Genomic DNA, 15,582 nt, shown 5'->3' with positions numbered 1-15,582 from the left:
GACGGTTCAGGGTAGGGGAAAGCGGCGCTGGAGGTCCGCCAGCATCTCGACCGCCTCGTTCGAGATGCCCGTCTCCCGCACCGCCTTGAGGCTGCGGTCCTCGAGTCCCGGCGCGGTCACCGGCTCGAACTGGCGGCGATGAGCCTGATCGAGAATGTCGGCGATCCGGTCGCCGACCGCCAGGGCGATCGCGGTCGAATCCGGCCCCTCCGAGCGATGGGCGTGCATGCGCTGGAGCGCGTCGGCGATCTGCCGCTCGAAGGCTTCGAACAGGACCCCGGCCGCCTGCGGGCTCATCCGCATCAAGGCGCCCGCGGCGGCGCAGTACGTCTCCTTGAGCATGTACAGGGTCAGGCGGTCGATGGCCTGCTCGTCTTCGTCCGCCGGCTTCGCCATGCGCTTTCTGTCCCGTCTGCTCGGTTCCGAACCCATGGCCCTGCCGAGACGAAGGGACAAGGGACCGGTCCCCCTTTTTAAAGGATCAGGCATGGGACCTGCCAAGCCCCGAGACGGGCCGGAAGCGCGTGACCGTCGGCGCGCGGCACGCGGCCGCCCTCGAAGCGACGGATCGTCACCGGCGGGTTGGCCGGGCTCACCCCGTTCAGCGCCGTAGTGGTGTCGGTGGGGGAGGGCGTTCTGCGGCGTCGCAACCGCTCCGTCGAGCCGGTGCGAGCGTCCCCGCCGTCCACGCGGGACGGCGGGGGGTTGTCGTTCGCACGACCGAGCCGATACGCAACGTGGCTCCCCCTTAGAATGACCGCGACCGGTTAGCCGACGGTCAATGCCGGAAACCGGCGACGTGCCGGAACGGGACCGTCTCACGCATCCGGCGCGGCCGGCCGGGGGGCGGGCGCGAAGACGAGGCGCTGGTAGACGAGACCGATGCCGATCAGGCAGCCGCCGAGCCCGAGGAAGGAGAGCGCCCGCAGCGGCCCTTCCAGGCCCGAGAGATCGAACAGGAACACCTTGAGCGTCGCCAGCCCCACCAGCACGGCGGAGGCCAGCCGCGCGGTCGCCGACCCGCGCAGGATGCCGTAGCCCAGGGCGATCAGGCCCAGGCCGAGCCACACCGCCGAGTAGGCGTACCACTCCGCCTGTCCCGTCTCGCGGTCGAGACCGAGCCGCTCGCCCTGGAAGCCGTGGCGCACGGCGAGGCACAGGGCGAGGAAGCTCAGGGCCAGCCCCAGACCGCCGGCCATGCGCACGAACCAGACGGGCCGCACGCCGCGTGCCGCCCGCGCCAGGGCGAAGGCCGCCGCCGCCGGTAGGGCGTAGGCGAGCACGGCGTCGTTCAGGATGAGCCCGCCCGTGACCGGCTCGTCGGTCAGGAGCGGGTTGGCGGCGAGCCCGAGGCCGAGCGCGCCCTGGAACAAGGCGAGGCAGGCGAAGGCGAGGCCAGCAAAGCGGATCACCGGCGAGGCCGAGGAGCCGGAGAACCGCACCAGCACCAGGGAGAAGCCGAGGGAGGTCAGCGTCGTCAGACCCTGTTCCAGGACGCTCGTGCCCGGATCGGCCAGGGTGCCGCCGTGGAGCGCGTGACGGATCTCCAGGAAGACGAACAGGCCCGAAAGCAGAAGGCTCAAAGCTTGAGCCACCTGCTCCGGGATGTCGGCAGAGTGGCCTGGTCTGCGATCCGGTCTGCGGATCGCCCAGGCGGCGAGGCCGAAGCACAGGGCCGGCAGGCCGTAGGTGGTCACGAGCCCGTTGAGGATGATCCGGTCCGACAGGCCGCCCCGGATCAGGGCCGGGTCCCAGGCGAGCCGCGCGGCGACGATGACGGCCAGACCGGCCACGCACCAGCGCAGGGCCGGGATGTCGAGGCGCCGGGCGATCAGGCCGGTGGCGAGCGCTGCCCCGGCTAGGGCCGGCGTCAGCGAGCCGCCCGCGAGGGCGAAGACGAGGCCGAGGCACAGGCTCGCCACCGAAGCCGCGGCGAAGGCGCCGAGCCCGAGCGTGAGGGCCGGGGAGGGGGTGGCGTCGCCCTGCCGCCGGCACAGGACGGCAAGACCGCAGAATCCGGCGGCCAGCCCCCCTGCGGCGGCGGCAAAGTCCGGCGCCACCGCGCCGCCCGTGATTCGCAGATAGGCCAGGGCGAGTGCCGCGAGGGGCGCCACCGCCGCGCCCGCCGCGAAGGCCAGCGCGGTGGCATAGGGCAGGCGGCTGCCGCCCAGGAGCCGCAGCGTGCCGAGACCCGCGACCGCGAGCGATCCGGCCGCCGCCAGCGCCAGCAGCAGACCGGGATGGTCCGTGCCGTACCAGAGGAAGAAGAAGGGGGCGCTCGCGGGCTCGGCCGCCTCCGGCCAGAGCACGAGGGCGCCGGCGAGCGTCAGGGCCGCGACGGCGCCACCCGCGGCGGCGGGCGCGGTGACGAAACCCGCGAGCGCAGGCAGCACGATCGCCGCCAGGGCGGCGGCCGCCCAAGCCAGGCCGCTGCCGGCATGGGCCGTCAGGCCGAGCACCGCCAGCGCCACGCCCGCCGCCGCGGCGAGGGCGAGCGCGGCGAAGCGATCGAGGCGCGCCTCCGCGTCCGGCACGCCGCGCCCCGGCAGGACGGCGAAGACGAGGATCGCCAGCGCCTGCTGCAGCACGAGGTGGACCTGCACGGCGACATTCTCACCGGGCAGAAGGGTGAGGAACAGGGCCCAGGCCGCCGCGCCGAGGGCGCCCGCTACCGCAAGCGCGCGCCAGCCCTTCAGCCAGGCGAAGGCATAGGCGCTGCCCGCCACCACCGGCAGGTAGAGAGCGAGCGGCCACAGGCTCGTCCCCCCGCCCCCGACGAGGAGCGGCGTGGCGAGGGCCCCGACGAGGCCGATGCCGGCCAAAGCCGGCCCGTGCAGCAGGGCGGCGACCATGGCGGCGAGGCCCGTTGCCGCGAGGCCGGCGAAGGCCAGACCCGGCCCGATGAAGCCGTAGAGGGCGTGCGCGGCGTAGACCGCGCCGAACAGGCCGACCGTGCCCGCCGCGGTGACCATGGCCGGTACGTCGGGCCAGATCGGAGGCACGGGCTCCGACCCGCGCAGGCGCCGCCGCAGGAACTCTCCGAGCCCGACGAGACTGAGCGCGAGGGCAAAAGCGCCCGCGATGCGCACGCCCGGCCCGAACAGGCCGCGCTCGGCCGAGTAGCGGACGAGCAGCACCGCGCCGAAGGCGAGGGCGAGGCCGCCGACCCATACGGTCCAGCGGGTGCCGAAGCGCTCCTCGATGGACGGGGCGGGGGCCGAGATCGGCCGCTCCGGTGCCACGGCCGGAACCGCACCGCGCGGCGGCGGCGCAGGCGGAAGGGCAGGGGAGGGAACGGGCGGCACCGCAGCAGGCACCGGCTCCGGTGCAGGAATCGGAGTCGTCATCGGGGTCGTTATCGGGGCCGTGATCGGCCCGGAGCCGGCGACCGGACGCGCCTCCACCAGAGCGAGGCGCCGTTCGAGCACCCGGATATGGTGGCGCTGCCGCAGCGCCAGCAGCAGGCCCGCCGGACCGGACAGCGCAAGCGCCAGCACGATCAGTGCCGCGCTCAGGAAAAAACTATCGTCCATAGGCCGAGCGTCCGCTTCGGGAGCGGCGAAGCTAGCCTCGTGTCCGGCCCTTACGGGTGCGGGTGCTCACACGCTCGTGAAATCGTGGCGTCACGACTCCTACAGATCGCGCGGTCTTGCAAATGCTTGGCGGTTCAGGCGTTCGCAGCGGACGTCATCGCGGCGCCGCCTCAGCGGACAAAGGCGAGATGAAGACGGCAACCCTCGCGTTCGACGACGGCGCAACGACAATCGATCTTCATGCAGCCGATGAACAAGCGCACAGAATCAGGAACGACGACATCTGGGCCAACTTCGACATCGACACCATCGGGTGTCTCGTCCCAAATGAGGCATCCGATATCATTGCGGATCCCCGAAGATGAAATCAGTCCTACCTTGAAAGCGTCCTGCAGAAATAAGTCACGGTAACCAGCCAACATCGGTTAACTCCGCGATTGCTTCTGATGGGTGCCCAAACTTTACGGTTAATGACCCCTAAAATCACGCGGAAAATGATTACTTGAAGTACAAAAAACTTGTTGCGCGACGGGCAAGTTCATGGAAGCCGACGAGAGAGTCCTTATTCGTTCTTCGGCTAAGTGCCTCTCTTTCAGATCTTTTGGTGCCCTGACGGCCTCGCGAAGCGTCCCCGGTGAGTCGTACTCGGGGCGTCGGGCCTGCCTCCGGCGGAACCGGTGCCGGCCGGAGGCCCGCGCCGTCCACGTCAATCGTCCCGCCGCCGCGCCCGGCGACTTGACCCGCCCCGGCCGGAGCCTCACCATTCAGTCTACGCGCGTAGACTAAGGTACAAGAGGCGTGGCGACAGCCCGGTTGGCGAGCATCCCGTTCTTCAAGGAACCGGGTGTCGATCTTTCCCCATTCGAGACGCGCTGCCATTGGCGGCGCTTCGACGAGAACGAGACGCTCGTCGATTACGACGACATCTCCACCGACGTGTACTTCCTCGCCATGGGGGAAGTGCGGATCCTCAACCGGTCGCAATCCGGCAAGGAGGTCATCCTCGGCGAGATGCGCGTGGGCGCCTTCTTCGGCGAGCTGGCGGCACTGGACGGCATCGGCCGCTCGGCCAACGTCACGGCGCTGACCCGGGGTGAGGTCTGTGTCGTACCCGCCCCCGTCTTCCGCCAGATCGTGTTCGCTTCCGAGGTCATCGCCGACCGGCTGTTCCGCCTGCTCGCCAAGCGCGTGCGCGAGTTGAACACCCGGCTGATGGAGCACGCGCTGCTCGACCTGCGCCACCGTCTCTACGCCGAATTGCTGCGCCTCTCCGTGCCGCGGGCCGGGCAGGGGAGCGATTCCGTGGGCGAGCGGGTGGTGACGCCGCCGCCCTACCACCACGTGCTGGCCGCCCGCATCGGCTGCCGCCGGGAGCAGGTGACCCGCGAGTTCACGGTGATGGCGGGCGAAGGCCTGATCGACCGCACCCGCGGCGCCCTCATCATCCGCCGTCCCGACCTGTTGGAGGCTCGGGTGCAGGAGGCTCTGCGGGAGGACGCCTAGAAAACGCTCCCGATGCGAGCGCTTCTCAGGGCCCATTTCCCACGCTACGTCGCCAAGATCCGTCGCGGCACTGGTCCGAAGATCCATCTTGCACGCCAGCACTCCCCTTCCGGACCAGAGGCTCCGCCTGGAGCGGGTCACCAAGCGCTTTTCCGCGCATACGGCCGTCGATGCGGTCTCCCTCGAGCTCGCGGAAGGGGAATTCTTCTGCCTGCTCGGGCCGTCCGGCTGCGGTAAGAGCACCCTGCTGCGAATGGTGGCGGGGTTCGAGACGCCGGATTCCGGCACGATCCGTCTCGGCGAGACCGACCTGACGGCGCTGCCGCCGCACCGGCGGCCGGTCAACATGATGTTCCAGTCCTACGCGCTGTTCCCGCATATGAGCGTGGCGGCCAACCTCGCCTATGGCCTGAAAGGTCTGGGCCTGAGCCGGGCGCAGATCGCCGGGCGGGTGAAGGACCTGCTCCGGCTGGTGCGGCTCGACGGCTTCGAGGCGCGCCGCCCCGACAAGCTCTCGGGTGGCCAGCGCCAGCGCGTGGCCCTGGCGCGCGCCTTGGCCCGCGAACCGCGCCTCCTTCTCCTCGACGAGCCGCTCGGCGCGCTCGACCGCGCCCTGCGCGAGGAGACGCAAGGCGAGTTGCGGGCGATCCAGCGGCGGCTCGGCACCAGCTTTATCGTCGTCACCCACGATGCCGAGGAAGCGATGGCGCTCGCCGACCGGATCGGGGTGATGGAAAGCGGGCGCCTCGTGCAGGTGGGGCCGGCGCGCGCGCTCTATGAGCGGCCGGCGAGCCGCTACGTCGCGGGCCTGCTCGGCGACGTGAACCTGATCGACGGCCGCCTCGGGCGGGCGGAGCCGGGTGGCATCCGCAGCGTCGAGACGGCATTCGGCCTCCTGCGCGCGAGCGGCCAGGGCGAGGCGGGCAACGCGGTCGTGATCGCGGTTCGCCCCGAGCGTCTGATCGTGGGCGGGGAGGGGGGAACCCCTGGGCTGTCCGGCCTTCTGACCGAGGCGACCTTCCTCGGCGACCGCATCCGCTACCGGGTCGAGATGGCGAATTGCACGACCTTACGTGCCTCCGCCGCCCTGCCGGCGCCCGGCCCGATCCCGGCCGTCGGCGAGACCGTCACCCTCGGGGTGCCCGCGCAATCCGCCTGGATTCTGCCGGCATGAGCGGGCTGTCGCGACCGACCGGCGATGACGGCTCGTCGCCGGTTGCCCCCGCACCTGTGGGGCGGCTGTCTCAGCGCCTGGGCCGCGGTCTCGTCCGGGGCCTGCCGCTGCTGTGGCTGGCGCTGTTCTTCCTCGTGCCCTTCGCGGTGACGCTGAAGATCAGCTTCTCCTCGCCGGCCACCGCGCAGCCGCCCTACCTGCCCTTGCTCGAATGGGATGGCGGCCTGGAGGGATGGCGCGAGTTCTTCGAGGCACTCGACTTCCAGAACTACCAGATGATCGCGGCCGACGCGCTCTACCGCGACGCCGCCCTCTCCTCGCTGGGCTATGCCGCGCTCGCCACCGCGATCCTCGTCGGGATCGGCACGCCGACGGCCTACGCCATGGCCCGCGCCTCGGCGCGCTGGCAGCCGATCCTCGTGGCGCTCGTCATCGTGCCGTTCTGGACGAGTTTTCTGATCCGGGTCTATGCCTGGATCGCGATCCTCAAGCCCGAGGGGCTGCTCAACGCGGCCCTTCTGAAACTCGGCCTGATCGCCGCGCCGCTGTCGATCCTCGACAGCCCCTATGGCGTGCTGATCGGGCTCACCTACGCCTACCTGCCCTTCATGGTGCTGCCGCTCTACGCGGTGATGAGCCGGCTCGATCCGGCGCTTACCGAGGCCGCCGCCGATCTCGGCGCGTCGCGGGCGCGGGCCTTCTTCACCGTCACCCTGCCGCTCAGCCTGCCCGGCCTCGCCGCCGGGGCGCTGCTCTGCTTCATCCCGATGGTCGGCGAGTTCATCATCCCCGATCTGCTCGGCGGCTCCGACACGCTGATGCTCGGGCGCGTGCTGTGGAGCGAGTTCTTCTCCAACCGCGACTGGCCGCTGGCCTCGGCAGTAGCGGTGCTGCTGCTGATCCTCGTGGTCGGGCCCGTGGTGCTGTTCCGCGAGGCCGAGTTGCGCCGCGAGGAAGCGGTGGAAGGGGCTCATGAGGGGGCCCAGCGATGAGCCTCTTCGCCCGCACGGCGCTGACTCTCGCGCTGGCCTTCCTCTACGCGCCGATCCTCGTGCTGGTCGCCTATTCCTTCAACGATTCGAAGCTCGTGACCGTCTGGGGCGGGTTCTCGACCCGCTGGTACGGGGTGCTGTTCCGGGACGGGCCGCTGATCGCCTCGGCCCTCGTCTCGCTGAAGGTTGCCGTCCTGTCGGCGGCAATCGCCGGGGTGCTCGGCACCTGCGCCGCGCTGGCGCTCGACCGGCACGGGCGTTTTTGGGGGCGCGGCGCCTATACCGGTCTGCTCTATGCGCCGATGGTAATGCCGGAAGTCATCACCGGCCTGTCGCTGCTGCTGCTCTTCGTCGGCATCGGCCTCGACCGGGGCATCGCGACCCTCGTCATCGCACACGCGACCTTCGCCACCGGCTTCGTCGCGGTGGTGGTGGGGGCGCGCCTGAAGGGCCTCGACCGCTCGCTGGAGGAGGCCGCCGCCGATCTCGGCGCGGGGCCGGCCCGCGTCTTCTTCGGCATCACCCTGCCGCTGATCGCGCCTTCGGTCGCGGCCGGGTTCCTCCTCGCCTTCACCCTGTCGCTGGACGATCTCGTGATCGCGAGCTTCGTCTCGGGGCCCGGCGCCACCACCCTGCCGATGCGGATCTACAGCCAGGTCCGCCTCGGGGTGAACCCGGAGATCAACGCCGCCTCGACCCTGCTGATCGCCGCCGTCGGCCTCGTGGTGCTGGGCGCCTCCTGGCTTACGGGGCGGAAGGGCGCCATGGCCGACTAGGGCGCGCGGCTGATGAGGTCGCGCCCCGTCGCCTACTGTGCTAGCCCGCAATCCATGTCGAGCGATGCGCCGCGGGGCGCCTTCATCACCTTCGAGGGCGGGGAGGGGGCGGGCAAGTCCACCCAGATCGCGCGCCTTGCCGAGACCTTGCGCAGGGTGAGCGGGCGCGAGGTCGTGACCACCCGCGAGCCCGGCGGGACGGAACGGGCGGAAGCCCTGCGTGCGGCTTTGCTGCGGGGCGTGGCCAAGCCCTACGGGCCCTTCGCCGAGGCGCTGATGTTCGCCGCCGCCCGCATCGACCACATCGGGAACTTGATCCGCCCGGCCCTGGACCGCGGCGCGATCGTGCTGTGCGACCGTTTCTCCGACTCGACCCGCGCCTATCAGGGCGCGGCGGGGGGCCTGGATCCGGCGCTGATCGACAGCCTGGAGCGGGTAACGCTCGAGGATCTGCGCCCCGACCTCACCCTGATCCTCGATCTGCCGCCCGAGGCCGGCCTCGCCCGGGCGCGGCGGCGCGGGGCGGGCGAACCCGCCGACCGCTTCGAAGCCGAGGGCATGCGTTTCCACGAGCGGCTGCGGACGGCCTTCCGCAGCATCGCCGAGGCCGAGCCGGAGCGCTGCCGCGTCATCGACGCAGATCTCGGCCCCGATGCGGTCGAGACCGACATCGCCAACGCCATCGCCGCCCGGTGGCCGGATCTGCTGCCAGCCCTGGGAGAAGGGCAGGGACAAGAGGATAAGGCGCGGGAAGGACACGGTCATGCGGCCTGATTCCGCCCGGACCGCCCGCGATGCCCGCACCGAGGCCGAGGCGGGCGACCTCGCCCACGTCCCGCGCCCGCGCGAACAGACCCGCCTTTTCGGGCACGGGCACGCGGAAGCCGCCTTCGCGGGGGCGCTGGCCGCGGGCCGGCTCCATCATGCGTGGCTGATCGGCGGTCCCGCCGGCATCGGCAAGGCGACGCTGGCCTACCGGGTCGCGCGCCGGCTCGTGGCCGACCCGCGCACGCTCCCCTTCCCCGATTCCCTCGACGTACCGGAGGATCACCCGGCCGCGCGGCAGGTGACGGCCCTGTCGCACCCGAATCTGGTCGCGCTGCGCCGGGTCCAGGCGCCGGGCGCCAAGACGCTGCCGACCCGCATCTCGGTCGATGCTGCCCGCGAGGCGCTTGCCCTCTTCGGAGCTACCGCGGGCGGGGAGGGCGGCTGGCGCGTCTGCATCGTCGACAGCGCCGAGGATCTGAACGCCAACAGCGCCAACGCCCTCCTGAAGATGATCGAGGAGCCGCCGCCCCGCGCCATCTTCCTCATCGTCTCCCACGCGCCGGGCCGCCTGCTGCCGACGATTCGCTCGCGCTGCCGGGCCCTGACGCTGCGTGCGCTGCCGGAGGCGGACGTGCGCGCGATCATCGAAGAATTTCCGGCGCCCTTCGCCCGGCCCGACGCGGCGGCTCTGGCGCGGGCCGTCTCGCTCTGCGAGGGCTCGGTCGCCCGCGCGGTGGCGCTTCTCGACCCCGCCACCGCCGCGGTCGAGGCGGAAGTCTCGGCCCTTCTCGCCGGCCTGCCCGAGCCGGACGGGCGGCGCGTGCTCAAGCTGGCCGAAACGCTTGCGGGCCGCGACGCCGAACCTCTGCTTGCCACCGTTCTCGACGCGATCCAGCGCCACGTCGCCACCGAGATCGATCGGCGGCAAGGGGAGGGGCCGGCCCGGCTGCTGGCGCTGGTGGAGGCCGCCGAGCGCATCGCGTCCTCGGCCCGCGAGGCCGCGATCTACAATCTCGACCGCCGGCCGCTGGTGCTCGCGGCCTTTCGTGAATTGGCGGCGGCGACGCGGATTCCGTTAACGTCTTGATAGGCTGAGAACAGCACCGGACGGATCGAGCGCGACCCGTCAATGGGCAAGGCCGGACTTTTTCCCGGCTCGCGCCCGCAAGCCGTGCGACCGCACGGCGCCTGTCAGATCAAAGCACTGATCAGGGTGGTTGCACCGATCAGGACCACGCAGGCGCCGATTTGCACGACGCGAAAGATTTCGCCGGCCGGCCGGCGGTTGTCGTTCGCAGCGCGGCTGCAGGAGTGCAGCATGTAACGGTCAAGATTCGGCTCCGGGAGCTCGATCCACTGCTCTTCAGGCTGGCGAACCTTGGCGATTGACATGAAAACTGTCCTCGAAGTCGTCGGCGAGGGTGGGCCAACGCTTTTGACCACGCTGGAACCTTGTCGGCCGGTCGCAGCGCCGCCGAGGATTAACCCGATGATCCCCGCCGTGTCCATGCAAAATAGAACAGGATGCTGGGTATTATAGCACCATAATGCAAAATGCTCGGGGCTCAGGCCTCGGAACGCTCGATACATGCATCCAGCGAATATCTGGCATTTGGTGCTTGGTATACCAGAACGGCCCCGTTGGTGGCACATACGCTGCAACGCAACAAACCGCACGGGATGCCCACCATGATCTCCCTGGCTCTGCTCGCCGCCCTCACTGCCGGCGTCGCCAACATCGCTCTGGTCACCCTGGTGGCCAACCGTCTCGGTCCGAAGGCCGATACCGCTGCTGCCGGCGAGTTCGCGGCCGTCGGCGGGGCTGCGCCTGCTTCCGCGAAGCGCGCCGCCGTCAAGATCGGCAACGAGAACGTCCTGCCCGTCGGCGCCCAGCGCGCCGCCTAAGCGCCCTCGACCCTACACGAGTGCTGCACGTTCAAAGAGCCCTGCCGGGTCCCGGCAGGGCTCTTTTGCGTCTTCATAAGGAGCGCCGCTTCGGGCCGGATGCGGGCGGCGCGGCGCCCTCCTTCGCGCGCCGGCCTCCGGCGCCCGGCAGGCCGGTTGCGTCGCGGGACGTTGCGCGCCACAAGGCATGACAGTCCGACCTTCGCATCCGGGACATCTTCTGACGTGAGCGCGAGCGAGAAGGCGAACGAGCCCTTCCTCATCACCACGGCGATCTCTTACCCGAACGGCGCGCCGCATATCGGCCACGCCTACGAGGTGATCGCCACCGACGCCATCGCCCGCTTCCACCGCCTCGACGGGCGCGACGTGCTGTTTACCACTGGCACCGACGAGCACGGCCTCAAGATCCAGCAGACGGCGTCCCGCGCCGGCGTCACGCCGCGCGCCTTCGTCGATGACATGGCCGGGCGCTTCGAGGCCGTGGCCGACCGGCTCGACTGCAGCTACGACCGCTTCATCCGCACCACGGAAGCCGACCACTACGCCGCGGCCCAGGAGCTGTGGCGGCGGATGGAGGCCAACGGCGACATCTACCTCGCCAAATATGCCGGCTGGTACTCGGTGCGCGACGAGGCCTATTACGACGAGGCCGAGACCGCGCTCGGCCCCGACGGCAACCGCCGCTCGATCAAGACGGACACGCCCGTCGAGTGGATGGAGGAGGAAAACTACCTCTTCCGTCTCTCAAAGTACCAGGAACCCCTGCTCAAGCTCTACGCGGAGCAGCCGGACTTCCTCGGCCCTGAGACGCGGATGAACGAGGTCGCGAGCTTCGTGCGCTCCGGCCTCAAGGATCTCTCGATCAGCCGCACCACCTTCGACTGGGGCGTGCCGGTGCCGGACAGGCCGGGCCACGTCATGTATGTCTGGGTCGATGCCCTGACCAACTACCTGACGGTGACGGGCTTTCCCGATGCGCAGGCGCCGAACGCCCGGTTCTGGCCAGCGAGCCTGCATATCATCGGCAAGGACATCGTCCGCTTCCACGCGGTCTACTGGCCGGCCTTCCTGATGTCGGCCGGGCTGCCGCTGCCCAAGCGCGTGTTCGGCCACGGCTTCTTTCTCAGCCGTGGCGAGAAGATGTCGAAGTCGCTCGGCAACGTGGTCGATCCGCTCGATCTCGTCGGCACCTACGGCGTCGATCCGGTGCGCTACTTCCTCCTGCGCGAGGCGCCATTCGGCAGCGACGGCAATTACGACCACGAGGCGATCATCAACCGCATCAACGCGGACCTCGCCAACGACCTCGGCAACCTCGCCCAGCGCTCGCTCTCGATGATCACGAAGAACTGTGAGGGCGCGGTGCCGGAGCCGGGTGCCTTCACCGAGGCCGACGAACGCCTGCTCGCCGCCGCCGGCGCCCTGCCAGAGAAGGCACGGGGGCTGATGCAAAATCTCGCCCTGCACGCGATCCTGGCCGAGATCTGGGCCGTGGTCGGCGAGGCCAACCGCTACTTCGCCTCCGAAGAGCCGTGGAAACTGCGCAAGTCCGATCCGGCGCGCATGAACACGGTGCTCTACGTCACGGTCGAGACCCTGCGCCGGGTCGGCCTGATGGTGCAGCCCTTCGTGCCGACGGCGGGCGCCGCTTTGCTCGACCTGCTCGCCGTGCCGGTGAACGCACGCAGCTTCGCTTTTACCGGCGCCGAGCACCGCCTGCAGGGCGGCACGGCGCTGCCCGCCCCAGCCCCGATCTTCCCCCGCTTCGAGAAGCCGGAGGCGACGGCCTGACGCCGCCTCCCCGCATCGCTCCTTCCCCAAAGAATCCGCCAAAGAGACCATGCTGGTCGACAGCCACTGCCACCTCGATTTCCCGGACTTCGCGCAGGACATTCCGGGTGTGATCGCCCGCGCGGCCGACGCCGGCGTGACGCGCCTCCTCACCATCTCGACGCGGGTCGCCAAGGCCGACAGCTACCGCGCGCTCGCCGAGGCGAACGCGGCGGTCTGGTACACGGTGGGCACCCACCCGCACGGCGCCGCCGAGGAGCCGGACGTGCCGGCCGAGACCATCGCCGCGCTGGCCGATGCCCCGCGCTGCGTCGGCATCGGCGAGGCGGGGCTCGACTACCATTACGAGGACGCCGCGCCGGAGGCGGTGCAGGAGCGGGTGCTGCGCGCCCATATCGAGGCCGCCCGCCTCTCCGGCCTGCCGCTGGTGATCCATTCCCGCGACGCCGACGCGCATATGGAAGCGGTGCTCACCGGCGAGATGGCAAGGCGGCCGTTCAAGGCGGTGCTGCACTGCTTCTCATCCGGTGCGCGGCTCGCTGAAGTCGGGGTCGAGCTCGGCCTGTCGGTCTCGTTCTCCGGCATCGTCACCTTCCGCCGCTCGGACGCTTTGCGCGACATCGCCCGCAGCGTGCCCCTCGACCGCATCCTGGTCGAGACCGACGCGCCGTTCCTCGCGCCCGAGCCGCACCGGGGGCGACGCTGCGAACCGGCCTACACCGCCGACACCGCCCGCGTGCTGGCCAAGGCGCTCGGCCTGCCCTTCGAGGAGTTTTCCGCGCGCACGACGGCGAACTTCTACCGGTTGTTCTCGAAGGCCGCCGCGATCGAGGGAATCGCCGCATGAGGATGGGGGAGGGCGCATGCCGAGCTTGAGCCTGCGCATCCTCGGCTGCGGCTCGTCCGGCGGCGTGCCGCGGGTCGGTTACGGCTGGGGCGCCTGCGACCCGGCCGAGCCGCGCAACCGCCGCCGCCGCTGCTCGCTGCTGGTGGAGCGGCGCCAAGGGGACGGAAACGGGGACGGAAACGGGGGAGGGGGCGCCACGACGGTGCTGGTCGATACCTCGCCGGATCTGCGCGAGCAGCTCATCGACGCCGGCGTCACCCGCCTCGACGCCCTGCTCTACACCCACGCGCATGCCGACCACACCCACGGCATCGACGACGTGCGCCCGCTCGTCATCCACATGCACCGGCGCATCCCGGTCCATGCCGACCCCCTCACCCACGCGCACCTCATGAAGCGCTTCGGCTACGCCTTTGAGACGCCGCCAGGCAGCCTCTACCCGCCGATCCTCGACCTGCACGAGATGCGAGCGGATGAACCGCTGACCATCGCGGGCGCGGGCGGGCCGATCGTGGCGGACGCCTTCCGCATGGAGCACGGCAACGAGATCGCCCACGGCTTCCGCTTCGGCCCCGCCGCCTACGCGCCGGACGTGAGCCTGATGCCCGAGGCGGCCAAGGCCCGCCTGCACGGCCTCGACCTGCTCATCATCGATGCCCTGCGCGAGACCCCTCACCCGTCGCATTACTCGGTCTCGGACGCGCTCGCCCTGATCGAGGAGGTCGCGCCGCGCCGCGCCATCCTGACGAACCTCCACACCGATCTCGACTACGCGACGCTGGCCAAGAAGCTGCCGGGACACGTGGTGCCGGCCTATGACGGGCTGACGGCGACCGTCGATCTCTAGAGCATCATCCCGAAAGGTGGTTGCCGGCTTTCGGAAAAAGATGATGCAAGAACAAAAGGTTAGAGCATCGTCCTAGATCCGATATCCAGGACGATGCTCTCAAGAAGATCAGGGCCTTACGGTCCGCATCTCCGGCCGGAAGAACAGCCCGGATTTCAGGCTGTCGCCGATGCGATGCGCCCGCTCGACGAGGATCCCCGCGATCTCAGGCACGAAGACTTCCCTGGCGGTCTCCTCGAACAGGCCGAGCCAGCGCGCGAAATGCGCAGGGTTGATCCCCTCGATCCCGAGGTGGCGGCCGAACGGGTTGCCCTTGTAGCGGCCGGTCTTGAGCAGCACCGAGGACCAGAAATCGTGGATCGTGGCGAGATGGCGCGGCCACGCCTCGTCCGGAATCTTGGCCGCGAAGACGGGGCCGATCAGCGGATCGCGGCGCACCCGGGCGTAGAAGGCGTCGAGGAAGGCGGCCAGAGCCGCTTCGGTGAGTTCGGCCTGCTTCATGCGACAGCGCGGGCTGTAACAGCGCGGGGAGGGGGCTTCATGCTTGCGAAAGCCGCCCCTGCCCCGGTCAGTTCCGGGCGATCGAGGGCTGGATCAGGCCGGCGCCGACGAGGATCTGGGCAGCGGCCGCCTTGGCGAGCTGGTGGTAGCCGGCATCGGTCATGTGCAGGCCGTCGGGGCCGATCATCTGGGCCGGGGTCATCAGTCCGTGCGAGACCCAGGACTGCATCAGGGCGCGGCGGCGGATCACCGGCACGCGCAGTTCGGTGGCGAGCGCGTGCAGAGCCTCGCCGTAGCGCTCGGCGCCCTCCATGCCCGAGAGCTTGCTGCACCATTGCTGGTCCATCAGCACCACGTCGGCTCCGGTGGCGCGGATCGCCAGGATGCCCGCGCGGGTCAGTTCGACGAAACGCTCCAGCGGCACCCCGGCGAGCGGATCGTTGCTGCCGGTCTGCCAGACCACGAGATCCGGGCGCTCGGCCAGCACATCGCGCTCCAAGCGCCGCGCCATCGCCTCGGCGGTGTCGCCGCCCTTGCCGCGGTTGATCACGGTGATCGAACGTCGGCTCGACGCGCCGATCTGGAGGCGCTCCTCCAAGTCGCGCTCGAGCAGGGCAGGGTAGGCCATGGCCGGGGACGAGGCGCCCGCCCCTTCCGTCGAGGAGGAGCCGAAAGCCACGATCCGCACATCGCCGTCGCGCCCGAGCTGTGAGGCGAGCCGTGCCAGCTTCGTCGGCAGGCGCTCGACGGACGCCGGCATCTGCGGTGCCACGACCGGCGGCGCATCGGGCTGCGCGCGGGCACCGGACAGGCCGAGCGGGCCGGCGAGGGCGGTGGCGAGGATGAGACCAGAGAGCGGGCGGTGGAACATGGCGAAACGTCTAGCAGCCGATTCTGTTTCCCGATGTCTCCGACTGTTGCCCGATGATTGTGACGATTGCG

General features: G+C 70.3%; 16 protein-coding genes. 10 read left to right on the top strand and 6 right to left on the bottom strand.

What is annotated here, in order from left to right; genetic code table 11:
- Positions 1 to 6 precede the first annotated feature (6 nt).
- The 3 genes from OVA30_RS17295 to OVA30_RS17285 all read right to left on the bottom strand — a co-directional run bounded on the left by OVA30_RS17295 (position 7) and on the right by OVA30_RS17285 (position 3,955).
- Entirely contained in the window at positions 7 to 396 is a 390-nt protein-coding gene (locus OVA30_RS17295) for a hypothetical protein (protein WP_003601380.1), read from the bottom strand.
- 422 nt (positions 397 to 818) lie between these two features.
- Positions 819 to 3,533, bottom strand: coding sequence for a DUF2339 domain-containing protein (locus tag OVA30_RS17290; RefSeq protein WP_268176173.1), 2,715 nt, complete (start codon positions 3,531 to 3,533; stop codon positions 819 to 821).
- Positions 3,534 to 3,703: 170 nt separating this feature from the next.
- Positions 3,704 to 3,955, bottom strand: a complete 252-nt coding sequence (locus tag OVA30_RS17285) for a hypothetical protein (RefSeq protein ID WP_012255321.1) — start codon at positions 3,953 to 3,955, stop codon at positions 3,704 to 3,706.
- Between the two features lie 376 nt (positions 3,956 to 4,331).
- Here OVA30_RS17285 and OVA30_RS17280 point away from each other — a divergent pair, with 376 nt between their 5' ends.
- From OVA30_RS17280 to OVA30_RS17255, 6 genes are all read left to right on the top strand, one after another.
- Positions 4,332 to 5,036, top strand: a complete 705-nt coding sequence (locus OVA30_RS17280; RefSeq protein WP_268176172.1) for a Crp/Fnr family transcriptional regulator — start codon at positions 4,332 to 4,334, stop codon at positions 5,034 to 5,036.
- 88 nt (positions 5,037 to 5,124) lie between these two features.
- The gene (locus OVA30_RS17275) at positions 5,125 to 6,210 is read left to right on the top strand and encodes an ABC transporter ATP-binding protein (protein ID WP_268176171.1); all 1,086 of its coding nucleotides are present in this window, start codon (positions 5,125 to 5,127) and stop codon (positions 6,208 to 6,210) included.
- Positions 6,207 to 7,202, top strand: a complete 996-nt coding sequence (locus OVA30_RS17270) for an ABC transporter permease (RefSeq protein WP_268176170.1) — start codon at positions 6,207 to 6,209, stop codon at positions 7,200 to 7,202. Before OVA30_RS17275 ends, OVA30_RS17270 begins: the two co-directional genes overlap by 4 nt.
- The gene (locus OVA30_RS17265; RefSeq protein ID WP_012255318.1) at positions 7,199 to 7,978 is read left to right on the top strand and encodes an ABC transporter permease; all 780 of its coding nucleotides are present in this window, start codon (positions 7,199 to 7,201) and stop codon (positions 7,976 to 7,978) included. The genes OVA30_RS17270 and OVA30_RS17265 overlap by 4 nt, the downstream gene beginning before the upstream one ends.
- A gap of 54 nt (positions 7,979 to 8,032) precedes the next feature.
- Complete coding sequence (tmk, locus tag OVA30_RS17260) at positions 8,033 to 8,752, top strand: dTMP kinase (protein WP_268177509.1); 720 nt, start codon at positions 8,033 to 8,035, stop codon at positions 8,750 to 8,752.
- Positions 8,742 to 9,833, top strand: coding sequence for a DNA polymerase III subunit delta' (locus OVA30_RS17255; RefSeq protein WP_265244393.1), 1,092 nt, complete (start codon positions 8,742 to 8,744; stop codon positions 9,831 to 9,833). Before tmk ends, OVA30_RS17255 begins: the two co-directional genes overlap by 11 nt.
- Before the next feature lie 104 nt (positions 9,834 to 9,937).
- Here the strand turns inward: OVA30_RS17255 and OVA30_RS17250 are convergent, their stop codons facing one another.
- Entirely contained in the window at positions 9,938 to 10,138 is a 201-nt protein-coding gene (locus OVA30_RS17250; RefSeq protein WP_012255315.1) for a hypothetical protein, read from the bottom strand.
- A gap of 297 nt (positions 10,139 to 10,435) precedes the next feature.
- Here OVA30_RS17250 and OVA30_RS17245 point away from each other — a divergent pair, with 297 nt between their 5' ends.
- From OVA30_RS17245 to OVA30_RS17230, 4 genes are all read left to right on the top strand, one after another.
- On the top strand, positions 10,436 to 10,651 hold the full coding sequence (locus tag OVA30_RS17245; protein WP_003602059.1) for a hypothetical protein: 216 nt from the start codon (positions 10,436 to 10,438) through the stop codon (positions 10,649 to 10,651).
- Between the two features lie 225 nt (positions 10,652 to 10,876).
- On the top strand, positions 10,877 to 12,445 hold the full coding sequence (metG, locus tag OVA30_RS17240; protein ID WP_268176169.1) for a methionine--tRNA ligase: 1,569 nt from the start codon (positions 10,877 to 10,879) through the stop codon (positions 12,443 to 12,445).
- A gap of 49 nt (positions 12,446 to 12,494) precedes the next feature.
- Entirely contained in the window at positions 12,495 to 13,292 is a 798-nt protein-coding gene (locus OVA30_RS17235) for a TatD family hydrolase (protein ID WP_253398090.1), read from the top strand.
- A gap of 16 nt (positions 13,293 to 13,308) precedes the next feature.
- Positions 13,309 to 14,139: an MBL fold metallo-hydrolase gene (locus tag OVA30_RS17230; protein WP_268176168.1), complete on the top strand. Its 831-nt coding sequence runs from the start codon at positions 13,309 to 13,311 to the stop codon at positions 14,137 to 14,139.
- Between the two features lie 108 nt (positions 14,140 to 14,247).
- Here OVA30_RS17230 and OVA30_RS17225 read toward each other — a convergent pair whose 3' ends face one another.
- Both OVA30_RS17225 and OVA30_RS17220 read right to left on the bottom strand, forming a co-directional pair.
- Positions 14,248 to 14,640 carry a group III truncated hemoglobin gene (locus OVA30_RS17225; RefSeq protein ID WP_147017001.1) on the bottom strand — a complete coding sequence of 131 codons (393 nt, stop codon included), beginning with the start codon at positions 14,638 to 14,640 and terminating at the stop codon, positions 14,248 to 14,250.
- A 67-nt stretch (positions 14,641 to 14,707) separates the two neighbouring features.
- Complete coding sequence (locus OVA30_RS17220; protein WP_268176167.1) at positions 14,708 to 15,511, bottom strand: SGNH/GDSL hydrolase family protein; 804 nt, start codon at positions 15,509 to 15,511, stop codon at positions 14,708 to 14,710.
- Positions 15,512 to 15,582: the final 71 nt, after the last annotated feature.

Source organism: Methylorubrum sp. SL192 (assembly GCF_026672325.1).
In the GTDB taxonomy this organism is placed as follows: domain Bacteria; phylum Pseudomonadota; class Alphaproteobacteria; order Rhizobiales; family Beijerinckiaceae; genus Methylobacterium; species Methylobacterium extorquens.
This window is presented reverse-complemented; position numbering and strand designations above follow the sequence as displayed.

What these genes read in the sequence shown, in the direction of transcription:
- OVA30_RS17295 (WP_003601380.1), bottom strand. Translation starts at nt 396, where the DNA reads ATGGCGAAGCCGGCGGACGAAGACGAGCAGGCCATCGACCGCCTGACC.
- OVA30_RS17285 (WP_012255321.1), bottom strand. Translation starts at nt 3,955, where the DNA reads ATGTTGGCTGGTTACCGTGACTTATTTCTGCAGGACGCTTTCAAGGTA.
- OVA30_RS17235 (WP_253398090.1), top strand. Translation starts at nt 12,495, where the DNA reads ATGCTGGTCGACAGCCACTGCCACCTCGATTTCCCGGACTTCGCGCAG.
- OVA30_RS17245 (WP_003602059.1), top strand. Translation starts at nt 10,436, where the DNA reads ATGATCTCCCTGGCTCTGCTCGCCGCCCTCACTGCCGGCGTCGCCAAC.
- OVA30_RS17225 (WP_147017001.1), bottom strand. Translation starts at nt 14,640, where the DNA reads ATGAAGCAGGCCGAACTCACCGAAGCGGCTCTGGCCGCCTTCCTCGAC.
- OVA30_RS17265 (WP_012255318.1), top strand. Translation starts at nt 7,199, where the DNA reads ATGAGCCTCTTCGCCCGCACGGCGCTGACTCTCGCGCTGGCCTTCCTC.
- OVA30_RS17270 (WP_268176170.1), top strand. Translation starts at nt 6,207, where the DNA reads ATGAGCGGGCTGTCGCGACCGACCGGCGATGACGGCTCGTCGCCGGTT.
- OVA30_RS17290 (WP_268176173.1), bottom strand. Translation starts at nt 3,533, where the DNA reads ATGGACGATAGTTTTTTCCTGAGCGCGGCACTGATCGTGCTGGCGCTT.
- OVA30_RS17250 (WP_012255315.1), bottom strand. Translation starts at nt 10,138, where the DNA reads ATGTCAATCGCCAAGGTTCGCCAGCCTGAAGAGCAGTGGATCGAGCTC.
- OVA30_RS17255 (WP_265244393.1), top strand. Translation starts at nt 8,742, where the DNA reads ATGCGGCCTGATTCCGCCCGGACCGCCCGCGATGCCCGCACCGAGGCC.
- OVA30_RS17230 (WP_268176168.1), top strand. Translation starts at nt 13,309, where the DNA reads ATGCCGAGCTTGAGCCTGCGCATCCTCGGCTGCGGCTCGTCCGGCGGC.
- tmk (WP_268177509.1), top strand. Translation starts at nt 8,033, where the DNA reads ATGTCGAGCGATGCGCCGCGGGGCGCCTTCATCACCTTCGAGGGCGGG.
- OVA30_RS17220 (WP_268176167.1), bottom strand. Translation starts at nt 15,511, where the DNA reads ATGTTCCACCGCCCGCTCTCTGGTCTCATCCTCGCCACCGCCCTCGCC.